Origin of the sequence: Leclercia pneumoniae (genome assembly GCF_017348915.1) — a bacterium.
GTDB lineage: Bacteria > Pseudomonadota > Gammaproteobacteria > Enterobacterales > Enterobacteriaceae > Enterobacter > Enterobacter pneumoniae.
Genome location: NZ_CP071383.1, coordinates 785,017 through 807,113 on the forward strand (window position 1 = coordinate 785,017; position 22,097 = coordinate 807,113).

The 22,097-nt window shown below is 52.8% G+C and carries 19 protein-coding genes; 15 read left to right on the top strand and 4 right to left on the bottom strand.

The window, feature by feature from the left end; translation table 11 throughout:
• The first annotated feature begins 22 nt into the window (after window positions 1–22).
• From dgt to cdaR, 3 genes are all read left to right on the top strand, one after another.
• A complete protein-coding gene (gene dgt / locus JZ655_RS03640; protein ID WP_046884953.1) occupies window positions 23–1,537 on the top strand; it encodes a dGTPase in 1,515 nt (504 codons plus the stop codon).
• Between the two features lie 131 nt (window positions 1,538–1,668).
• Complete coding sequence (gene degP, locus JZ655_RS03645; protein WP_040077099.1) at window positions 1,669–3,096, top strand: serine endoprotease DegP; 1,428 nt, start codon at window positions 1,669–1,671, stop codon at window positions 3,094–3,096.
• Between the two features lie 154 nt (window positions 3,097–3,250).
• Window positions 3,251–4,408: a CdaR family transcriptional regulator gene (gene cdaR, locus JZ655_RS03650; RefSeq protein WP_207293026.1), complete on the top strand. Its 1,158-nt coding sequence runs from the start codon at window positions 3,251–3,253 to the stop codon at window positions 4,406–4,408.
• Window positions 4,409–4,463: 55 nt separating this feature from the next.
• On the opposite strand, the gene JZ655_RS03655 is transcribed toward cdaR, so the two are convergent.
• The 4 genes from JZ655_RS03655 to map form a co-directional block, all read right to left on the bottom strand.
• Window positions 4,464–4,853: a DUF3461 family protein gene (locus JZ655_RS03655; RefSeq protein WP_008501916.1), complete on the bottom strand. Its 390-nt coding sequence runs from the start codon at window positions 4,851–4,853 to the stop codon at window positions 4,464–4,466.
• Between the two features lie 111 nt (window positions 4,854–4,964).
• Complete coding sequence (dapD, locus tag JZ655_RS03660) at window positions 4,965–5,789, bottom strand: 2,3,4,5-tetrahydropyridine-2,6-dicarboxylate N-succinyltransferase (RefSeq protein ID WP_008501915.1); 825 nt, start codon at window positions 5,787–5,789, stop codon at window positions 4,965–4,967.
• Window positions 5,790–5,821: 32 nt separating this feature from the next.
• Entirely contained in the window at window positions 5,822–8,497 is a 2,676-nt protein-coding gene (gene glnD / locus JZ655_RS03665) for a bifunctional uridylyltransferase/uridylyl-removing protein GlnD (RefSeq protein ID WP_207293027.1), read from the bottom strand.
• A 62-nt stretch (window positions 8,498–8,559) separates the two neighbouring features.
• Window positions 8,560–9,354, bottom strand: a complete 795-nt coding sequence (gene map / locus JZ655_RS03670) for a type I methionyl aminopeptidase (protein ID WP_040077097.1) — start codon at window positions 9,352–9,354, stop codon at window positions 8,560–8,562.
• A 321-nt stretch (window positions 9,355–9,675) separates the two neighbouring features.
• Here map and rpsB point away from each other — a divergent pair, with 321 nt between their 5' ends.
• The 12 genes from rpsB (at window position 9,676) to fabZ (ending at window position 22,095) form a co-directional block, all read left to right on the top strand.
• Window positions 9,676–10,401 (top strand): 30S ribosomal protein S2, encoded by a 726-nt coding sequence (gene rpsB, locus JZ655_RS03675; RefSeq protein WP_040077096.1) that lies wholly within the window; start codon window positions 9,676–9,678, stop codon window positions 10,399–10,401.
• Between the two features lie 117 nt (window positions 10,402–10,518).
• Complete coding sequence (gene tsf / locus JZ655_RS03680) at window positions 10,519–11,370, top strand: translation elongation factor Ts (RefSeq protein ID WP_040077095.1); 852 nt, start codon at window positions 10,519–10,521, stop codon at window positions 11,368–11,370.
• Window positions 11,371–11,520: 150 nt separating this feature from the next.
• Window positions 11,521–12,246 carry a UMP kinase gene (pyrH, locus tag JZ655_RS03685; protein WP_004098747.1) on the top strand — a complete coding sequence of 242 codons (726 nt, stop codon included), beginning with the start codon at window positions 11,521–11,523 and terminating at the stop codon, window positions 12,244–12,246.
• A gap of 168 nt (window positions 12,247–12,414) precedes the next feature.
• The gene (gene frr / locus JZ655_RS03690) at window positions 12,415–12,972 is read left to right on the top strand and encodes a ribosome recycling factor (protein WP_040077093.1); all 558 of its coding nucleotides are present in this window, start codon (window positions 12,415–12,417) and stop codon (window positions 12,970–12,972) included.
• Window positions 12,973–13,067: 95 nt separating this feature from the next.
• Window positions 13,068–14,267, top strand: a complete 1,200-nt coding sequence (gene ispC, locus JZ655_RS03695; RefSeq protein ID WP_207293028.1) for a 1-deoxy-D-xylulose-5-phosphate reductoisomerase — start codon at window positions 13,068–13,070, stop codon at window positions 14,265–14,267.
• Between the two features lie 185 nt (window positions 14,268–14,452).
• On the top strand, window positions 14,453–15,211 hold the full coding sequence (gene ispU / locus JZ655_RS03700; RefSeq protein WP_040077092.1) for a (2E,6E)-farnesyl-diphosphate-specific ditrans,polycis-undecaprenyl-diphosphate synthase: 759 nt from the start codon (window positions 14,453–14,455) through the stop codon (window positions 15,209–15,211).
• Window positions 15,212–15,223: 12 nt separating this feature from the next.
• Window positions 15,224–16,081, top strand: a complete 858-nt coding sequence (gene cdsA, locus JZ655_RS03705) for a phosphatidate cytidylyltransferase (protein ID WP_040077091.1) — start codon at window positions 15,224–15,226, stop codon at window positions 16,079–16,081.
• Window positions 16,082–16,092: 11 nt separating this feature from the next.
• Window positions 16,093–17,445 carry a sigma E protease regulator RseP gene (gene rseP / locus JZ655_RS03710; RefSeq protein ID WP_040077090.1) on the top strand — a complete coding sequence of 451 codons (1,353 nt, stop codon included), beginning with the start codon at window positions 16,093–16,095 and terminating at the stop codon, window positions 17,443–17,445.
• Window positions 17,446–17,476: 31 nt separating this feature from the next.
• Window positions 17,477–19,894 carry an outer membrane protein assembly factor BamA gene (bamA, locus tag JZ655_RS03715; RefSeq protein ID WP_040077089.1) on the top strand — a complete coding sequence of 806 codons (2,418 nt, stop codon included), beginning with the start codon at window positions 17,477–17,479 and terminating at the stop codon, window positions 19,892–19,894.
• Window positions 19,895–20,012: 118 nt separating this feature from the next.
• On the top strand, window positions 20,013–20,507 hold the full coding sequence (gene skp, locus JZ655_RS03720) for a molecular chaperone Skp (RefSeq protein WP_040077088.1): 495 nt from the start codon (window positions 20,013–20,015) through the stop codon (window positions 20,505–20,507).
• Window positions 20,508–20,510: 3 nt separating this feature from the next.
• On the top strand, window positions 20,511–21,536 hold the full coding sequence (lpxD, locus tag JZ655_RS03725) for a UDP-3-O-(3-hydroxymyristoyl)glucosamine N-acyltransferase (RefSeq protein WP_040077087.1): 1,026 nt from the start codon (window positions 20,511–20,513) through the stop codon (window positions 21,534–21,536).
• Between the two features lie 103 nt (window positions 21,537–21,639).
• Window positions 21,640–22,095 carry a 3-hydroxyacyl-ACP dehydratase FabZ gene (gene fabZ, locus JZ655_RS03730; protein ID WP_007373234.1) on the top strand — a complete coding sequence of 152 codons (456 nt, stop codon included), beginning with the start codon at window positions 21,640–21,642 and terminating at the stop codon, window positions 22,093–22,095.
• Window positions 22,096–22,097 lie beyond the last annotated feature (2 nt).

Genomic DNA, 22,097 nt, shown 5'->3' on the forward strand with positions numbered 1-22,097 from the left:
CATTTTCCGCGCGGGAGAGCACATGTCACATATCGATTTTCGCAACAAAATTAACTGGCATCGGCGTTACCGCTCGCCGCAAGGTCATAAAAGCGAACATGAGATCCTGCGGATCTTCGAAAGCGATCGCGGGCGCATTATCAACTCAGCGGCAATCCGCCGACTGCAACAAAAAACGCAGGTTTTTCCCCTCGAACGTAACGCTGCCGTGCGTACGCGTCTCACCCATTCGATGGAGGTCCAGCAGGTTGGCCGCTACATCGCGAAAGAGGTGTTAAGCCGCCTCAAAGAGCAGCGTCTGCTGGAGGCCTACGGTCTGGATGAACTGACGGGGCCGTTCGAAAGCATCGTTGAGATGGCCTGTCTGATGCACGATATCGGTAACCCGCCGTTTGGCCATTTTGGTGAGGCCGCTATCAACGACTGGTTCCGCCAGCGTTTGTTCCCGTCGGATGCCGCCAGCCAACCGCTGAGCGAGGATCGCTGTATTGTGCGCGACCTGCGCCTGCGGGAGGGCGAAGAGGCGCTGAATGAACTGCGGCGCAAGGTTCGCCAGGATCTCTGTCATTTTGAGGGTAACGCGCAGGGGATACGCCTGGTGCACTCTCTGATGCGCATGAACCTCACCTGGGCCCAGGTGGGCTGTATTTTAAAATATACGCGTCCAGCCTGGTGGCAAGGGGAACCTCCTGCCAGCCATCATTATTTGATGAAAAAGCCTGGCTATTACCTCTCGGAAGAGGCCTATATCGAACGGTTGCGTAAAGAGTTGTCGCTGACGCCTCATGGCCGTTTTCCATTGACCTGGATTATGGAGGCTGCGGACGATATCTCCTACTGCGTGGCCGACCTGGAGGATGCGGTTGAAAAAAGAATCTTCAGCGTAGAGGAGCTTTATCAGCATCTTTATGACGCCTGGGGGACGCATGAAAAAGGATCGCTATTTTCTCAGGTTGTAGAAAATGCCTGGGAGAAATCGCGCGCGAATTCCCTGCGGCGCAGCGCTGAAGATCAGTTCTTTATGTATTTGCGCGTCAATACGCTTAATAAGCTGGTGCCCTATGCGGCAAACCGCTTTATTGATAATTTGCCGATGATTTATCGCGGCGACTTTAATCAGGCTCTGCTTGAAGATGGCAGTGATTTTAGTCAATTGCTTGATTTGTATAAAAATGTTGCACTTCGCCATGTATTTAGTCACCCGGATGTTGAACAGCTCGAATTACAGGGATACCGCGTTATTAGCGGTTTGCTGGAGATCTATCGTCCCTTATTGCAATTATCGACCGATGAGTTTAGCGAGCTGGTAGAAAAAGAGCGGGTGCGACGTTTACCTATTGAATCACGTTTATTTCAGAAACTCTCCACCCGCCATCGGCTGGCCTACATTGAGGCCGTCGGGAAATATGATCGACAGGCGTTAGACTGGCCAGTATATGAATACTATTATCGTTGTCGCCTGATTCAGGATTATATCAGCGGCATGACAGACCTATATGCCTGGGATGAATACCGCCGTTTAATGGCGGTTGAATAAAGCGTGAGTTTTGTAAAGATGGACAATAAATTTTTACTTTTCCTGAGATCGTAATACTGGAACTTCGCGCTATAAAACGAATCTCATGTACACAGCAATTGTGCGTTACTGGCAAATCGAGATTGAGAAAGATGAAAAAAACCACATTAGCAATGAGTGCATTAGCGTTGAGTTTAGGATTGGCGTTGTCTCCACTTTCTGCATCAGCTGCAGAGACCGCTTCGGCAACCACCGCCCAGCAGATGCCAAGCCTGGCACCGATGCTGGAAAAGGTGATGCCATCGGTGGTGAGCATTAATGTTGAAGGCAGCACCGCGGTAAACACCCCGCGTATGCCGCGTAACTTCCAGCAATTCTTCGGCGACAACTCGCCGTTCTGTCAGGACGGTTCGCCGTTCCAGAGTTCGCCATTCTGCCAGGGCGGTCAGGGCGGCGGTGACGGCGCAGCGCCGCAGCAAAAATTCATGGCACTGGGTTCCGGTGTCATCATCGATGCGGCTAAAGGCTACGTCGTGACGAACAACCACGTGGTGGATAACGCCAACAGCATTAAAGTGCAGATGAGCGATGGCCGTAAGTTTGACGCCAAAGTGGTGGGTAAAGATCCGCGCTCCGATATCGCCCTGATCCAGATTCAGGATCCGAAAAACCTGACCGCGATTAAGCTTGCCGATTCCGATGCTCTGCGGGTGGGTGACTATACGGTAGCCATCGGTAACCCGTTCGGCCTTGGCGAGACAGTCACCTCCGGTATTGTCTCCGCGCTGGGTCGTAGCGGCCTCAATGCAGAAAACTATGAAAACTTCATCCAGACCGATGCGGCGATTAACCGCGGTAACTCCGGCGGTGCGCTGGTCAATCTGAATGGTGAACTGATCGGTATCAACACCGCGATTCTGGCCCCGGACGGCGGCAATATCGGTATCGGCTTTGCTATTCCGAGCAACATGGTTAAAAACCTGACCAGTCAGATGGTTGAGTTTGGCCAGGTGAAACGCGGCGAACTGGGGATTATGGGGACTGAGCTGAACTCGGAACTGGCGAAAGCGATGAAAGTCGATGCTCAGCGCGGTGCCTTTGTCAGCCAGGTGATGCCGAACTCTTCCGCTGCGAAAGCCGGTATTAAAGCGGGTGACGTTATTACCACCCTGAACGGCAAGCCAGTAAGCAGCTTTGCCGCGCTGCGTGCGGAAGTGGGCTCTATGCCAGTTGGCAGCAAAGTCTCGCTGGGCCTGCTGCGTGAAGGTAAGCCAGTCAACGTGACACTGGAACTGCAGCAGAGTAGCCAGAGCCAGGTCGATTCCAGCTCTATCTTCAGCGGCATCGAAGGCGCTGAGATGAGCAATAAAGGGCAAGATAAAGGCGTGGTGGTGAGTAACGTGAAAGCCAACTCTCCGGCTGCGCGCATTGGCCTGAAGAAAGGTGACGTGATTATGGGCGCTAACCAGCAGCCGGTGAAAAACATCGCTGAGTTGCGCAAAATTCTCGACAGCAAGCCTTCGGTGCTGGCGCTGAATATCCAGCGTGGCGACACCTCTCTCTATTTGTTAATGCAGTAATCTCCAAAGCCCCTGCGTCCGGTGATGCAGGGGCTTTTCTTCTTTCTGTGACCCTTTCCACAAGTCCATACATCTTCCCCCCTTTTTGTGCATTCGCACAATGCAGCCTCTGCTGAACTTCCCTATGCTTGAGCTCTGCTCAGAGGAGGACGACATGGCTGGCTGGCATCTTGATACCAAAATGGCGCAGGATATCGTGGCACGAACGATGCGCATTATTGATACGAACATCAACGTTATGGATGCCCGTGGGCGGATCATAGGCAGCGGCGATCGTGAGCGTATTGGGGAATTGCACGAAGGCGCACTGCTGGTGCTTTCTCAGGGGCGCGTGGTGGACATCGACGATGCGGTGACCCGCCATCTGCACGGCGTGCGACAGGGTATTAACCTGCCGCTGCGTCTCGAAGGCGAAATTGTTGGCGTTATCGGGCTGACCGGCGAGCCAGAGTCATTGCGCAAGTATGGCGAGCTGGTGTGCATGACCGCCGAGATGATGCTGGAACAATCCCGCCTGATGCACCTGCTGGCTCAGGATAGTCGTCTGCGTGAAGAACTGGTGATGAACCTGATTCAGGCTGAAGAACACACCCCGGCGCTAACCGAATGGGCGCAGCGTCTGGGTATCGATCTGAATCAACCGCGCGTGGTCGCGGTGATTGAGGTCGACAGCGGTCAGCTGGGCGTAGACAGTGCCATGGTTGAACTGCAGCAACTGCAAAATGCGCTGGCGACGCCAGAGCGCAACAACCTCGTCGCGATTGTTTCGTTAACGGAGATGGTGGTGTTAAAACCGGCGCTCAATCAGTTTGGACGCTGGGATGCCGAAGATCATCGTCGTCGGGTTGAGCAGCTTATTGCCCGTATGAAAGAGAACGGTCAACTGCGTTTTCGCGTGGCGCTGGGAAACTACTTCACCGGCCCGGGCAGCATTGCCCGCTCCTGGCGCACTGCACGGACTACCATGATGGTTGGGAAACAGCGGATGCCCGAGAGCCGCAGCTATTTCTATCAGGATTTGATGCTACCGGTACTGCTCGACAGTCTGCGCGGGGGCTGGCAGGCGAATGAACTGGCCCGCCCGCTGACGCGTCTGAAGGCGATGGACAACAATGGGCTTTTGCGCCGTACGTTACAGGCATGGTTCCGTCACAACGTGCAACCGCTGGCGACTTCCCGGGCGTTGTTTATTCACCGTAATACGCTGGAGTATCGTCTTAACCGTATCTCGGAGCTGACGGGGCTGGACCTGGGGAATTTTGACGACAGACTGTTGCTGTATGTGGCATTGCAGCTGGATGAGCAGAGATAACGCAAAGCAAAACGGCAACCAGGTTGCCGTTTTAAAGGTTTGACCGCACCCGGTATTATTTATTACGGGTCAGCTTCTCAAGATCCGCTTCGATTTCACTGATCTTGTTGGTGACCACGCTCTCCAGGTGGCGAAGATCGTCGAGGATTTTACGCTTGAGATCGACTTCGGTGCGATCGCGCTGGCAAATCTGATCGAGTTCATCGATCACATAGCGCAGATTCGGGCTGATCTCCTGCACTTCTTTGTAACCCTGACCAACGCCATCCGCCACAACGGTTTTACGTTGACGTGGGTATTTGAACTTCACGCTCTTGGCGAAGAACTCGCCCTTATCCTTGTGGAAATAGATTTTCAGGATATCGTTGTTGGCTTCCTGCCGGAGGCTGTAACGATCAATTTCATCAGGATTGGTAATGCCCAGACTTTTTAGATTATCGTACATAGCGGTACCCTTGATCTCAACATAACCTATGAATAATTAACGAAAAAATCTATTCTCGCCACCAGCAGATACAAAAAAAGCGGGGTAGCCCCCGCTTTTTGTTATACCTGATTAATCGATGGTACGCAGCAGTTCGTTGATGCCGACTTTGCCACGGGTTTTCGCATCGACTTTCTTCACGATCACCGCGCAGTACAGGCTGTATTTGCCATCTTTCGAAGGCAGGTTGCCGGAAACCACTACGGAGCCCGCTGGCACACGGCCGTAGTGCACTTCGCCGGTTTCACGATCGTAAATACGGGTGCTCTGGCCGATGTAAACGCCCATGGAGATCACCGAGCCTTCTTCAACGATCACGCCTTCAACCACTTCGGAGCGTGCGCCGATGAAGCAGTTATCTTCGATGATGGTTGGGTTAGCCTGCAGCGGCTCCAGAACGCCACCGATGCCTACGCCACCAGAAAGGTGAACGTTTTTACCGATCTGGGCGCAAGAGCCCACGGTCGCCCAGGTATCTACCATGGTGCCTTCGTCAACGTACGCACCGATGTTCACATAGGACGGCATCAGTACGGTGTTACGTGCGATAAAGGCGCCCTGGCGAACAGCGGCTGGCGGTACCACGCGGAAACCTTCTTTCTGGAAGCGCGCTTCGTCGTAATCGGCGAATTTCATCGGGACTTTATCGAAGTAGCGGCTTTCTGCGCCATCAATAACCTGGTTGTCGTTGATACGGAAAGAGAGCAGCACGGCTTTCTTCAGCCACTGGTGAGTGACCCACTGACCGTCGATTTTTTCTGCCACACGCAGCGCGCCGGAATCCAGCAAAGAAATCACCTGGTTAACCGCTTCGCGGGTTACGGTATCCACATTTGCCGGAGTGATCTCGGCGCGACGCTCAAAGGCGGACTCAATAACGTTCTGTAACTGCTGCATTGTTTACTCTTTCCATTTCACTAAAAAACACGTCACCCTTTATCGTTTGGATTGAGGGCTGCTGTCAACCGTTGTTGCACTTCAAGTTGCAGGTCATTATTAAGGCCACGCCGGTCGGCGGTGGCGATTATAAATAAATCTTCTACTCGCTCACCGATTGTCGTAATTCTGGCACCGTGGAGCGAAATACCGAGGTCGGCAAAGATCTGCCCGACCCGTGCCAACAGCCCTGGCTGATCCAGCGCAATGAGCTCCATAAAGGATTTGCGATCGGTATGGGTTGGCAGGAAATTAACCTCGGTGTCCACGGTAAAGTGACGCAGTTTTGCCGGCTGGCGACGCGGCTGCGGCGGCTGCCAACTGCTCTGGGTGATCGCCTGTTCCAGTCCGAAGCGGATCGGCTCGTGTCTGTCTGACGCCAGCGGGCTGCCGTCCGGCTCCAGCACGATAAAGGTGTCCATCGCCATACCGTCGCGGGTGGTAAAAATCTGTGCGTCGTGCACGCTCAAATTACGTCTGTCCAGCTCGGCACAGACCGCAGCGAACAGGTAAGGCCTGTCCGGGCTCCAGATAAAGATCTCCGTTCCGCCGCGCGTGGCCTGTGGGCTAAGCAGAATGAGCGGTTTGGTGAGGTCGTGCTTCAACAGATGTCGCGCGTGCCATGCCAGCTGATTTGGCGTATGACGCACAAAGTAATTAGCGCGACAGCGCGCCCAGATCTGGTGCAGCGCCTCTTCATTAATACTCTCCATGCGCAATAATGCTAACGCCTGTAGCTGATGGTGGCGCACGCGTTCACGCATGTCTGGCGTATTCTGCATCCCGCGTCGTAGCTGTTTCTCCGTGGCAAAGTAGAGCTCGCGGAGCAAACTCTGCTTCCAGCTATTCCATAAGGATTCGTTGGTAGCGCAGATATCAGCTACCGTCAGGCACACCAGGAAGCGCAGACGATTCTCAGTCTGTACCTCTTCGGCAAACTGCTTGATCACCTCCGGATCCTGGATATCTCGCCGTTGCGCGGTGACCGACATCAACAGGTGATGACGAACCAGCCAGGCGACCAGCTGCGTTTCGCGTGAATTCAGTCCGTGAAGCTCGGCGAATTTCAGTATGTCCTGCGCACCCAGCACGGAGTGGTCTCCGCCCCGGCCTTTGGCAATATCATGGAACAGGGCGGCAATAAGGATCAGTTCCGGATGGTTCAGGCGCGGCCAGAGCTCTACGCAGAGCGGATGCTGGCTCCGGGTCTCTTCCCGGGCGAAGCTTTCCAGCTTCAGCAATACGCGAATGGTGTGTTCATCCACGGTGTAGGCATGGAAAAGATCGAACTGCATCTGTCCGACAATATGTGACCACTGGGGCATATAGGCCCAGAGCACGCTGTGGCGGTGCATGGGCAGTAGCCCGCGTTTCACGGCACCCGGATGGCGAAGCATGCTAAGAAACAGTGAGCGGGCTTCCGGGATGTAGCACAGCGGCTGGCGAAGGTGACGGCGAGCGTGGCGCAGATGGCGCAGAGTCGTAGAGTAGATCCCGGTAATCGTGCTGTTACGCACCATGGTATAAAACATCCGCAGGATCGCTTCTGGCTCACGGATAAAAAGCGTTTCGTCGCGCAGGTCGATAAGCGTGCCGCGCAGCTGGAAATCGTCGTCAATGGGGCGCGGTTTTTCATCGGCGGTGAGCGCCAGAATGGCTTCATCAAACAGCTGGAGCAGCATTTGATTCAGCTCGGTGACGCGACGGGTGACGCGGTAGAAGTCTTTCATCATCTGTTCTACCGGCTCGTTCCCTTCGCCGCTATAGTTCAGGCGCTGGGCGACGCTAAGCTGCCTGTCGAACAACAGGCGGTTATCGTAGCGTGTGATTTCCAGATGCAGCGCGAAGCGGATACGCCAAAGCAGGTGCAGACACTCATTCAGCTCAATACGTTCGGCGGGAGTTAAAAAACCAAAGCCGACCATCTCATCGAGCGAGGTCGCCCCGAAATGGCGACGAGCGACCCATTGCAGGGTGTGGATATCGCGCAGGCCGCCGGGGCTGCTTTTGATATCCGGCTCCAGGTTATAACTGGTACCGTGATAACGCTGGTGACGCACCTGCTGTTCGTCGACCTTGGCGGCAAAGAATTTTTCTGAAGGCCAGAATCCGTCGCTGAAAATGTGTTTTTGCAGCTCCAGAAATAGCGCGACGTCGCCGATCAGGAGGCGCGTCTCAATCAGGTTGGTAGCGACGGTAAGATCCGCTAAGCCCTCGAGCAGACACTCTTCCAGGGTGCGCACGCTGTGGCCCACTTCCAGCTTCACGTCCCACAGAAGCGTCAACAGCTCACCAATTTTTTGCGCCTGATCGTCGGGCAGCTTTTTACGGCTCAGGATTAACAGGTCGATATCCGACAGGGGGTGCAATTCGCCGCGGCCGTAACCGCCCACCGCGACCAGCGCCACATCGCTGATTTGGCCAAAGCCATAATCAATCCACAGGCGCTGTAACAGCTGATCAATAAATTCAGTGCGCGCTTCGATGAGTGATTCGGCAGAGATCCCGCTGTCGAACGCTTCACCCAGCCAGTGCTGGAATGTGTCGATATGCGCTTTAATGTCGGCACAGGTGAGATCTGTCTTCGGCCAGACGCCGGGGTTATCCGGCTGGCCGGGCAGGGTGGGGAGTGCCGTGTTGGCATACTGTTCGGGTAAAAGGTTACTCATAGCGCGCCACCCATAAGAAAATATGATAGCCATTAAAAAAGCCGGCATTTGCCGGCTTCTTATCATTCGTTGTGCGAGAGTATCGCCGGGATGGTGTCATCCTTGCGTAACGTCATTATTTCGCAGCCGTTATCTGTCACCACAATAGTATGCTCGTACTGCGCAGACAAGCTTCTGTCTTTGGTTTTCACCGTCCAGCCATCTTTCATGGTGCGGATACGGTAGTCACCGGCGTTAACCATCGGCTCAATGGTAAACGTCATCCCTTTTTGCAGCACCACGCCGCCGTCGTCAGCATCGTAATGCAGCACCTGCGGCTCTTCGTGGAAGACGCGGCCAATACCGTGACCGCAATACTCGCGAACCACAGAGAAACCTTCCGCTTCAACGAATTTCTGAATGGCCGCACCGATAGTGCGCAGGCGAATACCAGGCTTCACCATTTTCAGCGCCAGGTAGAGGCTCTCCTGGGTAATACGGCACAGGCGTTCGCCCTGAATCGTCGGCTTACCGACGATGAACATTTTTGAGGTGTCACCGTGGTACTCGTCTTTAATCACGGTCACATCGATATTGACGATGTCGCCATCTTTCAGCAGTTTTTCGTCGTCCGGAATACCGTGACACACCACTTCATTAATAGAGATGCAGACGGATTTCGGGAAACCGTGATAGCCGAGGCAGGCGGAGACCGCGTGCTGCTCGTTCACGATATAATCATTACAGATACGGTCCAGTTCGCCGGTGCTCACGCCCGGTTTGACGAACGGCTCGATCATTTCCAGCACTTCGGCGGCCAGACGACCGGCAACGCGCATCTTTTCAATTTCTTCAGGTGTCTTAATAGAGATAGCCATGTAATCTGTCCATCGGTGTCGATTTTTTCGACAATACTAGTCTGAGTGCTGTCAATGGTATCAGTCAGGCGTACTGCCTGCCAAATTGAGAATCAGAAGCAGCACGCACGGCCAACAACAGTTGGTTTCTGGTGGCGTTTTGTGGTATAAAGCGCGCCGGACTTCCGATCCATCTCAGATACACAGGGTGGACGGAAGCGACAAATCTCACTTTGTGTAATAACACACACGTATCGGCACATATTCCGGGGTGCCCTTTGGGGTCGGTAATATGGGATACGTGGAGGCATAACCCCAACTTTTAATATAGAGGTTTTAAACATGGCAACTGTTTCCATGCGCGACATGCTCAAGGCTGGTGTTCACTTCGGTCACCAGACCCGTTACTGGAACCCGAAAATGAAGCCTTTCATCTTCGGCGCACGTAACAAAGTTCACATCATCAACCTTGAGAAAACTGTACCAATGTTCAACGAAGCCCTGGCTGAGCTGAACAAGATTGCTTCCCGTAAAGGTAAGATTCTGTTCGTTGGTACTAAGCGCGCTGCAAGCGAAGCTGTGAAAGATGCTGCTAACAGCTGCGACCAGTTCTTCGTGAACCATCGCTGGTTGGGCGGCATGCTGACCAACTGGAAAACCGTTCGTCAGTCAATCAAACGCCTGAAAGATCTGGAAACTCAGTCTCAGGACGGTACTTTCGACAAGCTGACTAAGAAAGAAGCGCTGATGCGCACTCGTGAACTGGACAAGCTGGAAAACAGCCTGGGCGGTATCAAAGATATGGGCGGCCTGCCAGACGCGCTGTTCGTAATCGATGCAGACCACGAGCACATCGCAATCAAAGAAGCTAACAACCTGGGTATCCCGGTATTCGCTATCGTTGATACCAACTCCGATCCGGACGGTGTTGACTTCGTTATCCCGGGTAACGACGACGCAATCCGTGCTGTTAGCCTGTACCTGAGCGCTGTAGCTACTACCGTTCGTGAAGGCCGTTCCCAGGATCTGGCTTCTCAGGCGGAAGAAAGCTTCGTAGAAGCTGAATAATAAGGTTTTACCCCTTATTAGTACCGTGTATGAATAGGGGCCCATTACCGGCCCCTTTTTTCAATTTATACTGTTTGGCCTCCGGCCGGGCAGTTCACATCTCCCGAGGATTTAAGAATGGCTGAAATTACCGCATCCCTGGTAAAAGAGCTGCGTGAGCGTACTGGCGCAGGCATGATGGATTGCAAAAAAGCGCTGACTGAAGCGAACGGCGACATCGAGCTGGCAATCGAAAACATGCGTAAATCCGGTGCGATCAAAGCAGCTAAAAAAGCAGGCAACGTTGCTGCTGACGGCGTGATCATCACCAAAATCGACGGCACCTACGGCATCATTCTGGAAGTTAACTGCCAGACTGACTTCGTTGCTAAAGATGGCGGTTTCCAGGCATTTGCGAACAAAGTACTGGACGCAGCTGTTGCTGGCAAAATCACTGACGTTGAAGTGCTGAAAGCTCAGTTCGAAGAAGAGCGTGTTGCGCTGGTTGCTAAAATCGGTGAGAACATCAACATCCGTCGCGTTTCTTCTCTGGAAGGCGAAGTACTGGGTTCTTACCAGCACGGCGCACGTATCGGTGTTCTGGTTGCGGCTACAGGCGCTGACGAAGAGCTGGTTAAACAGCTGGCAATGCACATCGCTGCAAGCAAACCAGAATTCGTTAAGCCAGAAGACGTGTCTGCTGAAGTGGTAGAGAAAGAGTACCAGGTTCAGCTGGACATCGCGATGCAGTCTGGTAAGCCAAAAGAGATCGCAGAGAAAATGGTTGAAGGCCGCATGAAGAAATTCACCGGCGAAGTTTCTCTGACTGGTCAGCCTTTCGTAATGGACCCAAGCAAGTCTGTTGCTCAGCTGCTGAAAGAGCACAACGCTGACGTAACTGGCTTCATCCGCTTCGAAGTGGGCGAAGGCATTGAGAAAGTTGAGACTGACTTCGCAGCAGAAGTTGCTGCAATGTCCAAGCAGTCTTAATCAGCGAAAAGAAGCCGCCTGAGGGCGGCTTCTTTTTGTCACCCGTCATATAAAATCAGACTGGCTCTAGTATCGCTGTTCTGGTTTGCGGCTTAACATGTCGCCAGAATTAACCCCCATCTTAATCGTTGACAGTCTCAGGAAAGAAACATGGCTACCAATGCAAAACCCGTGTACAAACGCATTCTGCTTAAGCTGAGTGGCGAAGCGCTGCAGGGATCAGAAGGCTTCGGTATTGACGCAAGCATCCTTGACCGCATGGCACAGGAAATCAAAGAACTGGTCGAACTGGGTATCCAGGTTGGCGTGGTCATTGGCGGTGGTAACCTTTTCCGTGGTGCTGGTCTGGCGAAAGCGGGGATGAACCGCGTTGTGGGCGACCATATGGGAATGCTGGCTACCGTGATGAATGGTCTGGCCATGCGTGACGCTCTGCACCGTGCCTATGTGAACGCGCGCCTGATGTCTGCGATTCCGCTGAATGGCGTGTGCGACAATTACAGCTGGGCAGAAGCAATTAGCCTGCTGCGTAACAACCGTGTGGTGATCCTCTCCGCCGGTACCGGTAATCCGTTCTTTACTACCGATTCCGCCGCCTGCCTGCGCGGTATCGAAATCGAAGCCGATGTGGTGCTGAAAGCCACCAAAGTGGATGGCGTGTTTACTGCCGATCCGGCAAAAGATCCTTCAGCCACCATGTACGATCAGCTGACTTACAGCGAAGTGCTGGATAAAGAGCTGAAAGTAATGGATCTTGCCGCCTTCACGCTGGCTCGTGACCACAAACTGCCGATTCGTGTCTTCAACATGAACAAGCCTGGCGCGCTGCGTCGCGTCGTGATGGGCGAAAAAGAAGGCACTTTGATCACGGAATAATTTCCGTCGGCGACAAATACAGGTAAGATTCCGCTTTACTTTGTAGTGAATTCTCACCTGGACGCGCCTTTGGCGCTGTCATGATTTAAACGCGACTATACTTAGCACAGCCTGTGAGGCCGTGCTGGCGGATAGTCTGCCTGAGACAAGTTTTCAAGGATCCGTAACGTGATTAGCGATATCAGAAAAGATGCTGAAGTGCGCATGGACAAATGCGTAGAAGCGTTCAAAAACCAAATCAGCAAAGTGCGCACCGGTCGTGCTTCCCCAAGCCTGCTGGATGGCATTGTTGTTGAATACTACGGTACGCCAACTCCGCTGCGCCAGCTGGCGAGCGTCACGGTAGAAGATACCCGTACGCTGAAAATCAACGTCTTCGATCGTTCTATGGGTCCAGCCGTTGAGAAAGCGATCATGGCCTCCGACCTGGGTCTGAACCCAAGCTCTGCGGGTACTGATATCCGCGTTCCGCTGCCTCCGCTGACGGAAGAGCGTCGTAAAGAGCTGATCAAAGTTGTTCGTGGTGAAGCTGAAGGCGCGCGTGTCGCCGTACGTAACGTACGTCGTGATGCGAACGACAAAGTGAAAGCCCTGCTGAAAGAAAAAGAGATCAGTGAAGATGATGATCGTCGTTCTCAGGACGATGTTCAGAAGCTGACTGACGCTGCTATCAAAAAAGTCGATGCGGCGCTGGCAGACAAAGAAGCGGAACTGATGCAGTTCTGATTTCTGACGTAATCTGATAAAACGCCGTCCAGAAGGCCTTTATGGCTTTGCTGACGGCGTTTTGCTTTGCTGGTTTCACTATTTCCGGACATCTCATGAAGCAATTAACTCTTCTCGGCTCAACCGGCTCCATTGGTTGCAGCACCCTCGACGTCGTTCGCCATAATCCTGAACACTACCGCGTTACTGCGCTGGTGGCGGGGAAGAATGTCTCGCGCATGGTCGAACAGTGTCTGGAATTCACACCCCGCTATGCGGTGATGGATGATGACGAGAGCGCACGTCAAGTGAAACGGCTGCTGTCAGAGCAGGGGAGCCGCACTGAGGTGTTAAGTGGCCAGCAGGCGGCGTGCGAAATGGCAGCGCTGGATGACGTCGATCAGGTTATGGCGGCGATTGTGGGCGCGGCGGGCTTGTTGCCTACGCTTGCGGCAATTGACGCCGGTAAAACGGTTTTACTGGCGAATAAAGAGTCGTTAGTCACCTGTGGGCGATTGTTTATGGAGGCGGTGAAACAGAACGGCGCCAGCTTGTTGCCGGTGGATAGCGAACATAACGCGATTTTTCAGAGTTTACCGCAACCTTTTCAACAGAACCTGGGGTACGCTGATCTGGAGCAAAATGGGGTCTCCTCCATATTGCTTACCGGGTCTGGTGGCCCTTTTCGCGACACGCCTTTGTCCGATCTGAGCGCAATGACGCCCGATCAGGCTTGCCGTCATCCGAACTGGTCGATGGGACGTAAAATTTCCGTCGATTCCGCCACCATGATGAATAAAGGTCTGGAATACATTGAAGCCCGATGGTTGTTTAATGCCTCTGCAAAGCAGATGGAGGTATTGATTCATCCGCAATCGGTGATCCACTCGATGGTGCGTTATCTGGACGGCAGCGTGTTAGCGCAATTAGGCGAACCGGATATGCGTACGCCTATCGCGCATACGATGGCGTGGCCAAATCGCGTAGTCTCTGGTGTGAAGCCGCTCGATTTTTGCAAATTAAGTTCGTTAACGTTTAATGCGCCTGATTACCAACGCTACCCTTGCCTTAAACTGGCAATGGAGGCTTTTGATCAAGGCCAGGCCGTAACGACGGCGCTTAATGCCGCCAATGAAATCGCGGTGGCCGCGTTTTTAGCGCAACAGATCCGCTTCACGGATATTGCCGAATTAAATCAGCGGGTGCTTGAAACGATGGATTTACGCGAACCGCAAAGTGTCGATGATGTGCTGGCCGTAGATGCGCAAGCAAGGGGAGTGGCGCAAAAAGCGGTGACCCACCTCGCAAGCTGGTGATAAACCAGCCACTAGTGGTCATGCTATTTGTTAGCGTTGGGCTTCAGTGATATAGTCTGCGCCACCCAATCGCACGTATTTGGCTTATCGTGATTGGGGCAGCCGTGGTTGAACACGGCTTTTTTACGTAAAGGCTTCAGTATTCCTGAGTACCGTTAAATCCTTTCAGGGACTAAAAACGCGTTATGTTGTCTGCGAATCAACCAATGAGCGAAAACTTGCCAGCACATGGCTGTCGCCATGTAGCAATCATCATGGATGGCAATGGCCGCTGGGCGAAAAGACAAGGGAAGATCCGAGCCTTTGGGCATAAAGCTGGGGCGAAATCTGTGCGCCGTGCCGTTTCTTTTGCCGCCAATAACGGCATTGATGCGTTAACGCTCTATGCTTTCAGCAGTGAAAACTGGAATCGACCGGCGCAGGAAGTAAGCGCGTTGATGGAATTGTTTGTGTGGGCGCTAGACAGCGAAGTAAAAAGCCTGCACCGCCACAACGTTCGCCTGCGCGTCATTGGTGATACCAGTCGTTTTAATGCACGTCTGCAAGAACGCATTCGTAAAGCGGAAGCGCTAACCGGACAAAACACCGGCCTGACGCTGAATATCGCGGCGAATTACGGTGGACGGTGGGATATTATCCAGGGCGTTCAGCATTTGGCTGAACAAGTTCAGGAAGGGCTGTTACGGCCGGACCAGATTGATGAAGAGGCGCTGAGCAAGCAAATCTGCATGAGTGAACTTTCTCCCGTGGATTTAGTAATTAGGACAGGGGGAGAACATCGCATTAGTAACTTTTTGCTTTGGCAAATTGCCTATGCCGAACTTTACTTTACAGATGTTCTTTGGCCCGATTTTGACGAACAAGACTTTGAAGGTGCGCTACATGCCTTTGCCAATCGAGAGCGTCGCTTCGGTGGCACCGAGCCTGGTGGCGACGACGCCTGATGGGGGTAGCTTTTGCTGAAGTATCGCCTGATTTCTGCTTTTGTTTTAATACCCATTGTCATCGCGGCGCTGTTTCTATTGCCTCCGGTGGGATTTGCCATTGTTACGCTGGTTGTCTGTATGCTGGCAGCGTGGGAATGGGGGCAACTTAGTGGTTTTACTTCGCGCTCACAGCGGGTATGGCTGGCGGTACTCTGCGGCCTGATTCTGGCGCTGATGCTGTTTATGCTGCCGGAGTATCATCATAATATCCATCAACCTCTGGTCGCGGGATCGCTGTGGCTATCGCTGGTCTGGTGGCTGGCTGCGCTATTGCTGGTGCTCTTCTATCCGGGTTCGGCAGCGCTATGGCGTAACTCTAAAACGCTGCGCCTGATTTTCGGGCTCTTCACCATCGTTCCCTTCTTTTGGGGAATGCTCGCGCTGCGAGCCTGGCACTATGACGATAACCACTACAGCGGCGCAATCTGGTTGCTTTATGTGATGATTCTCGTCTGGGGGGCTGACTCCGGTGCCTATATGTTTGGTAAACTGTTTGGCAAACATAAACTGGCACCAAAAGTGTCACCGGGTAAGACCTGGCAGGGGTTCATCGGCGGGCTGTTTACCGCAGCGATTATCTCCTGGGGATATGGCGTTTGGGCCAACCTCGAGGTGGCTCCGCTAACATTGCTGGTTTGCTCTATTATTGCGGCTCTGGCCTCCGTGCTGGGCGATTTAACCGAGAGCATGTTCAAGCGTGAAGCAGGGATTAAAGACAGTGGCCATCTGATTCCGGGGCACGGTGGTATCCTGGATCGTATAGACAGCCTGACAGCAGCCGTTCCGGTGTTTGCTTGCCTGTTTTTGCTGGTATTTGGAACGATTTAACGGAAGGTTTTATGCTTAGCATTCTCTGGAATCTGGCGGCATTCATCGTTGCACTGGGTGTGTTAATTACCGTGCATGAATTTGGCCATTTCTGGGTTGCTCGGCGCTGTGGCGTGCGGGTAGAGCGTTTCTCTATCGGCTTTGGTAAGGCTCTCTGGCGCCGTACCGATCGCCAGGGAACAGAATTTGTAATCGCCCTTATTCCGCTCGGGGGTTACGTTAAAATGCTTGATGAGCGCGTAGAGCCGGTCGCACCCGAAATGCGCCACTACGCGTTCAATACCAAATCTGTCGGCCAGCGCGCCGCCATCATCGCTGCCGGTCCGGTAGCAAACTTTATCTTCGCCGCTTTCGCCTACTGGCTGGTGTTTATCATCGGTGTCCCTGGTGTTCGTCCGGTTGTTGGTGAAATAACTCCCAACTCCATCGCGGCGAGCGCGCAAATTGCCCCAGGCATGGAACTTAAAGCGATTGATGGTATCGAAACCCCTGATTGGGATGCGGTGCGGTTGCAGCTGGTTGCCAAAATTGGTGATGAGCAGACCACGCTAAGCGTTGCAAACTTTGGCGATAACCAGCGTCAGAATAAGGTTCTGGATTTACGCCACTGGGCATTCGAACCAGATAAAGAAGATCCCGTTGCTGCATTGGGTATCCGTCCGCGCGGTGCGCAGATTGAATCCGTGCTTGCAGAAGTACAGGATGGGTCCGCCGCAAGCAAAGCAGGTTTGCAAGCGGGCGATAGGATCGTTAAAGTCGATGGTCAGCCATTAACGCAGTGGATGACCTTTGTTAATCTGGTGCGCGATAATCCAGGTACGCCGTTGGCGCTGGAGGTTGAAAGGCAGGGGAGTCCGCTCTCCTTAACGCTTATCCCGGATACTAAATCGGGTGGCGGAAAGGCTGAGGGGTTTGCTGGCGTGGTGCCAAAAGTGATCCCGCTGCCTGATGAGTACAAGACAATACGCCAGTATGGGCCGTTCAGCGCCATTCTTGAAGCCACGGATAAAACATGGCAAATGATGAAGCTGACGGTTCAAATGCTGGGGAAATTGATTACTGGTGACGTAAAACTGAACAACCTCAGTGGGCCGATTTCGATCGCTCAGGGGGCTGGGATGTCAGCAGAGTTCGGGGTGATTTACTACCTGATGTTTCTTGCGCTCATTAGCGTGAACCTCGGGATAATCAACCTGTTCCCACTTCCGGTGTTAGACGGGGGGCATCTGCTGTTTTTAGCGATTGAGAAGCTAAAAGGCGGGCCGGTGTCCGAGCGAGTTCAAGACTTTAGTTATCGCATTGGCTCGATTTTGCTGGTGCTGTTAATGGGGCTTGCACTTTTCAATGATTTTTCTCGGTTGTAATAGAGATAGTTAGGAAGAACGCATAATAACGATGGCGATGAAAAAGTTGCTCATAGCGTCGCTGCTGTTTAGCAGCGCCACCGTATACGGTGCTGAAGGGTTCGTAGTGAAGGATATTCATTTCGAAGGTCTTCAGCGTGTCGCCGTTGGTGCGGCCCTCCTCAGTATGCCAGTGCGCCAAGGCGACACGGTTAATGATGAAGACATCAGTAATACCATTCGCGCGTTGTTTGCCACTGGCAACTTCGAGGACGTCCGCGTCCTGCGCGATGGTGATACTTTACTGGTTCAGGTGAAGGAACGCCCGACGATTGCCAGCATCACCTTCTCCGGCAACAAGTCGGTGAAAGACGATATGCTCAAGCAGAACCTTGAAGCGTCTGGCGTGCGTGTCGGTGAATCCCTGGACCGAACTACCCTCTCTGATATCGAAAAAGGGCTGGAAGATTTCTACTACAGCGTGGGTAAATACAGCGCGAGCGTAAAAGCCGTTGTGACCCCGCTGCCGCGTAACCGCGTTGACCTGAAGCTTGTCTTCCAGGAAGGGGTGTCCGCGAAAATCCAGCAGATCAACATCGTGGGCAACCATGCGTTCAGCACCGATGAACTGATCTCCACTTTCCAGCTGCGCGACGAAGTGCCGTGGTGGAACGTGGTAGGCGATCGCAAATACCAGAAACAGAAACTGGCGGGCGACCTTGAAACCCTGCGTAGTTACTATCTGGACCGCGGCTATGCCCGTTTCAATATCGACTCAACGCAAGTGAGTCTGACTCCGGACAAGAAAGGCATCTACATTACCGTTAACATTACTGAAGGCGATAAATATACGCTTTCTGGTGTTGAAGTGAGCGGTAACCTCGCCGGCCATTCTGCTGAGATCGAGAGCCTGACCAAACTGCAGCCGGGTGAACTGTATAGCGGTGCGAAAGTCACCAAAATGGAAGACGGCATTAAAAAGCTGCTCGGCCGTTATGGTTACGCTTACCCACGCGTTCAGACCCAGCCAGAAATCAACGACACGGATAAAACCGTTAAGCTGCACGTGAATGTCGATGCAGGTAACCGTTTCTACGTGCGTAAGATCCGTTTTGAAGGAAACGACACCTCCAAAGATGCCGTTCTGCGTCGCGAAATGCGTCAGATGGAAGGGGCCTGGCTTGGCAGCGATTTAGTTGACCAGGGTAAAGAGCGTCTGAACCGTCTGGGCTACTTTGAAACGGTCGATACCGATACCCAACGCGTGCCTGGCCGTCCGGATCAGGTCGACGTGGTTTATAAGGTTAAAGAGCGTAACACCGGTAGCTTCAACTTCGGTGTTGGCTACGGTACGGAAAGTGGCGTGAGCTTCCAGGTGGGCGTTCAGCAGGATAACTGGCTGGGCACGGGTTATTCCGTCGGTATCAACGGTACCAAGAATGACTATCAGACCTACTCAGAGTTCTCCGTCACTAACCCGTACTTCACCGTTGACGGTGTGAGTCTCGGTGGTCGTATTTTCTATAACGACTTTAAAGCTGACGATGCCGATCTGTCCTCCTATACCAACAAAAGTTATGGTCTGGATGGAACACTTGGCTTCCCGATTAACGAATACAACACCCTGCGTGCAGGTTTAGGTTACGTACATAACGACCTGTCCAACATGCAGCCGCAGGTGGCGATGTGGCGTTATCTGGACTCTATCGGGCAATCAGCTAGCACTTCCAGCGATGACAATGGCTTTGCTGCGGATGACTTCACCTTCAACTACGGGTGGACATATAACCGCCTTGACCGTGGTTTCTTCCCGACGGAAGGTTCACGTGTCAACCTGAACGGTAAAGTAACTATCCCAGGTTCCGATAACGAGTTCTACAAAGTAACGCTGGATACCGCGTCCTACTTCCCAATCGACGACGATCATAAATGGGTTGTCCTGGGTCGTACCCGCTGGGGTTACGGTGATGGGTTGAGTGGCAAAGAGCTGCCATTCTACGAAAACTTCTATGCAGGTGGTTCCAGCACCGTACGTGGCTTCCAGTCCAATAACATTGGTCCGAAAGCGGTCTACTACGGCGGTAATGACGAAGATAACTGCGCGAAGAGCTCCTCAAGCGAAGTCTGTAGTTCCGATGACGCAGTGGGCGGTAACGCAATGGCTGTCGCCAGCCTGGAGTTCATCACACCGACGCCGTTTATCAGCGACAAGTATGCTAACTCCGTACGTACTTCCTTCTTCTGGGATGCGGGTACCGTATGGGATACCAACTGGGATAACACGGCTCAGATGCGTGCGGCAGGTGTTCCAGACTATAGCGATCCAGGCAACATTCGCATGTCTGCAGGTATCGCATTACAATGGATGTCACCGCTGGGGCCGTTGGTCTTCTCCTACGCCCAGCCGTTTAAGAAATACGATGGAGACAAAGCGGAACAATTCCAGTTTAACATTGGTAAAACCTGGTAATTATCCGCAGCAAAGGAATGTGATGGCAGTGTAGCGCTGACAACTGGCGATCGCATGATCGCCTTGCCACGCAAAGAACGGTACCTTCGGGTGCCAATGGGATGGTAAGGAGTTAATTGTGAAAAAGTGGTTATTAGCTGCAGGCCTCGGTTTAGCGATGGCTACCTCTGCTCAGGCAGCGGACAAAATTGCAATCGTGAACATGGGTAACCTGTTCCAGCAGGTTGCGCAGAAAACCGGTGTTTCTGCAACACTGGAGAACGAGTTCAAAGGCCGTGCTGGCGAACTTCAGCGCATGGAAAACGATCTGCAATCTAAAATGCAGCGTCTGCAGCGTGATGGTTCTACCATGAAAGCAAGCGAGCGCAGCAAGCTGGAGAAAGACGTAATGGCTCAGCGCCAGACCTTCTCTCAGAAAGCACAGGCTTTCGAGCAAGATCGTCAACGTCGCTCTAACGAAGAACGTGGCAAACTGGTTACCCGTATCCAGTCAGCTGTGAAAAGCGTTGCTGCCGATCAGAGCATCGATCTGGTTGTAGATGCTAACGCCGTTGCCTTCAACAGCAGCGATGTAAAAGACATCACCGCTGATGTACTGAAACAGGTTAAATAAGTAATGCCTTCAATTCGACTGGCTGATTTAGCTCAGCAGTTGGATGCAGAATTACACGGTGATGGCGATATCGTCATCACCGCTGTTGCGTCCATGCAATCCGCTAAAGCAGGCAATATCACTTTCATGGTAAGTCCTAAATACCGTGAACATCTGGCTCAATGCCAGGCGTCTGCTGTCGTGCTGACGATGGACGATCTGCCTTTTGCCTCCGGAAGCGCGCTGGTAGTAAAAAACCCCTACCTGACGTATGCCCGTATGGCACAAATTCTTGATACCACGCCGCAGCCAGCGCATAACATCGCACCCAGTGCGGTGATTGACCCGACGGCGCAGCTGGGTAATAACGTTTCTATCGGCCCGAATGCGGTTATTGAATCAGACGTTGTGCTGGGCGATAACGTGGTCATCGGCGCGGGTTGCTTCGTAGGTAAAAAAACCAAAATTGGCGCAGGTTCTCGCTTGTGGGCCAACGTCTCGGTTTACCATGAGATTGAAATTGGCGAAAACTGCCTAATCCAGTCCAGCACCGTTATCGGTTCGGATGGGTTCGGTTATGCCAACGATCGCGGCAACTGGGTGAAGATCCCGCAGTTGGGGCGCGTGATCATCGGCGATCGCGTTGAAATCGGCGCATGCACCACAATCGACCGTGGCGCGCTGGATGACACGATAATCGGTAATGGTGTTATCATCGATAATCAATGCCAGATTGCACATAATGTAGTGATTGGCGACAATACTGCCGTTGCTGGTGGCGTGATTATGGCTGGCAGCCTGAAGATTGGCCGTTACTGTATGATTGGCGGTGCCAGCGTCATTAACGGGCATATGGAAATATGCGACAAAGTGACGGTGACCGGGATGGGTATGGTTATGCGTCCTATCACCGAGCCGGGCGTATATTCCTCGGGCATTCCGCTGCAACCTAATAAGGTGTGGCGTAAAACAGCTGCTCTGGTGATGAATATTGATGATATGAGCAAGCGCCTCAAGGCTATTGAGCGCAAATTCGATCAACAAGACTAAGCGTTCATTCATGTAACGCAAACTTCCCGGCCTGTCGGCTTTCTTTTAAACCGGCAGGCCGTGTTATTATTGCTATTCAGAATTTTTAGACAGGAAGAGTATTTTGACTACTGACACTCATACTCTGCATATTGAAGAGATTTTAGAGCTTCTGCCTCACCGCTACCCGTTCTTACTGGTAGATCGTGTGCTGGATTTTGAAGAAGGTCGTTTTCTGCGCGCAGTGAAAAATGTCTCCGTAAATGAGCCATTCTTCCAGGGGCATTTCCCTGGTAAGCCTATCTTCCCGGGTGTATTGATCCTGGAAGCAATGGCTCAGGCAACCGGTATTCTGGCGTTTAAAAGCGTGGGTAAACTGGAGCCGGGTGAATTGTATTACTTCGCTGGTATCGATGAAGCGCGCTTTAAGCGCCCAGTCGTACCAGGTGATCAGATGATCATGGAAGTGACTTTTGAGAAAACGCGTCGCGGCCTGACTCGCTTCAAAGGTGTTGCTCTGGTTGACGGCAAAGTTGTTTGCGAAGCTACCATGATGTGTGCGCGTAGCCGGGAGGCCTGATA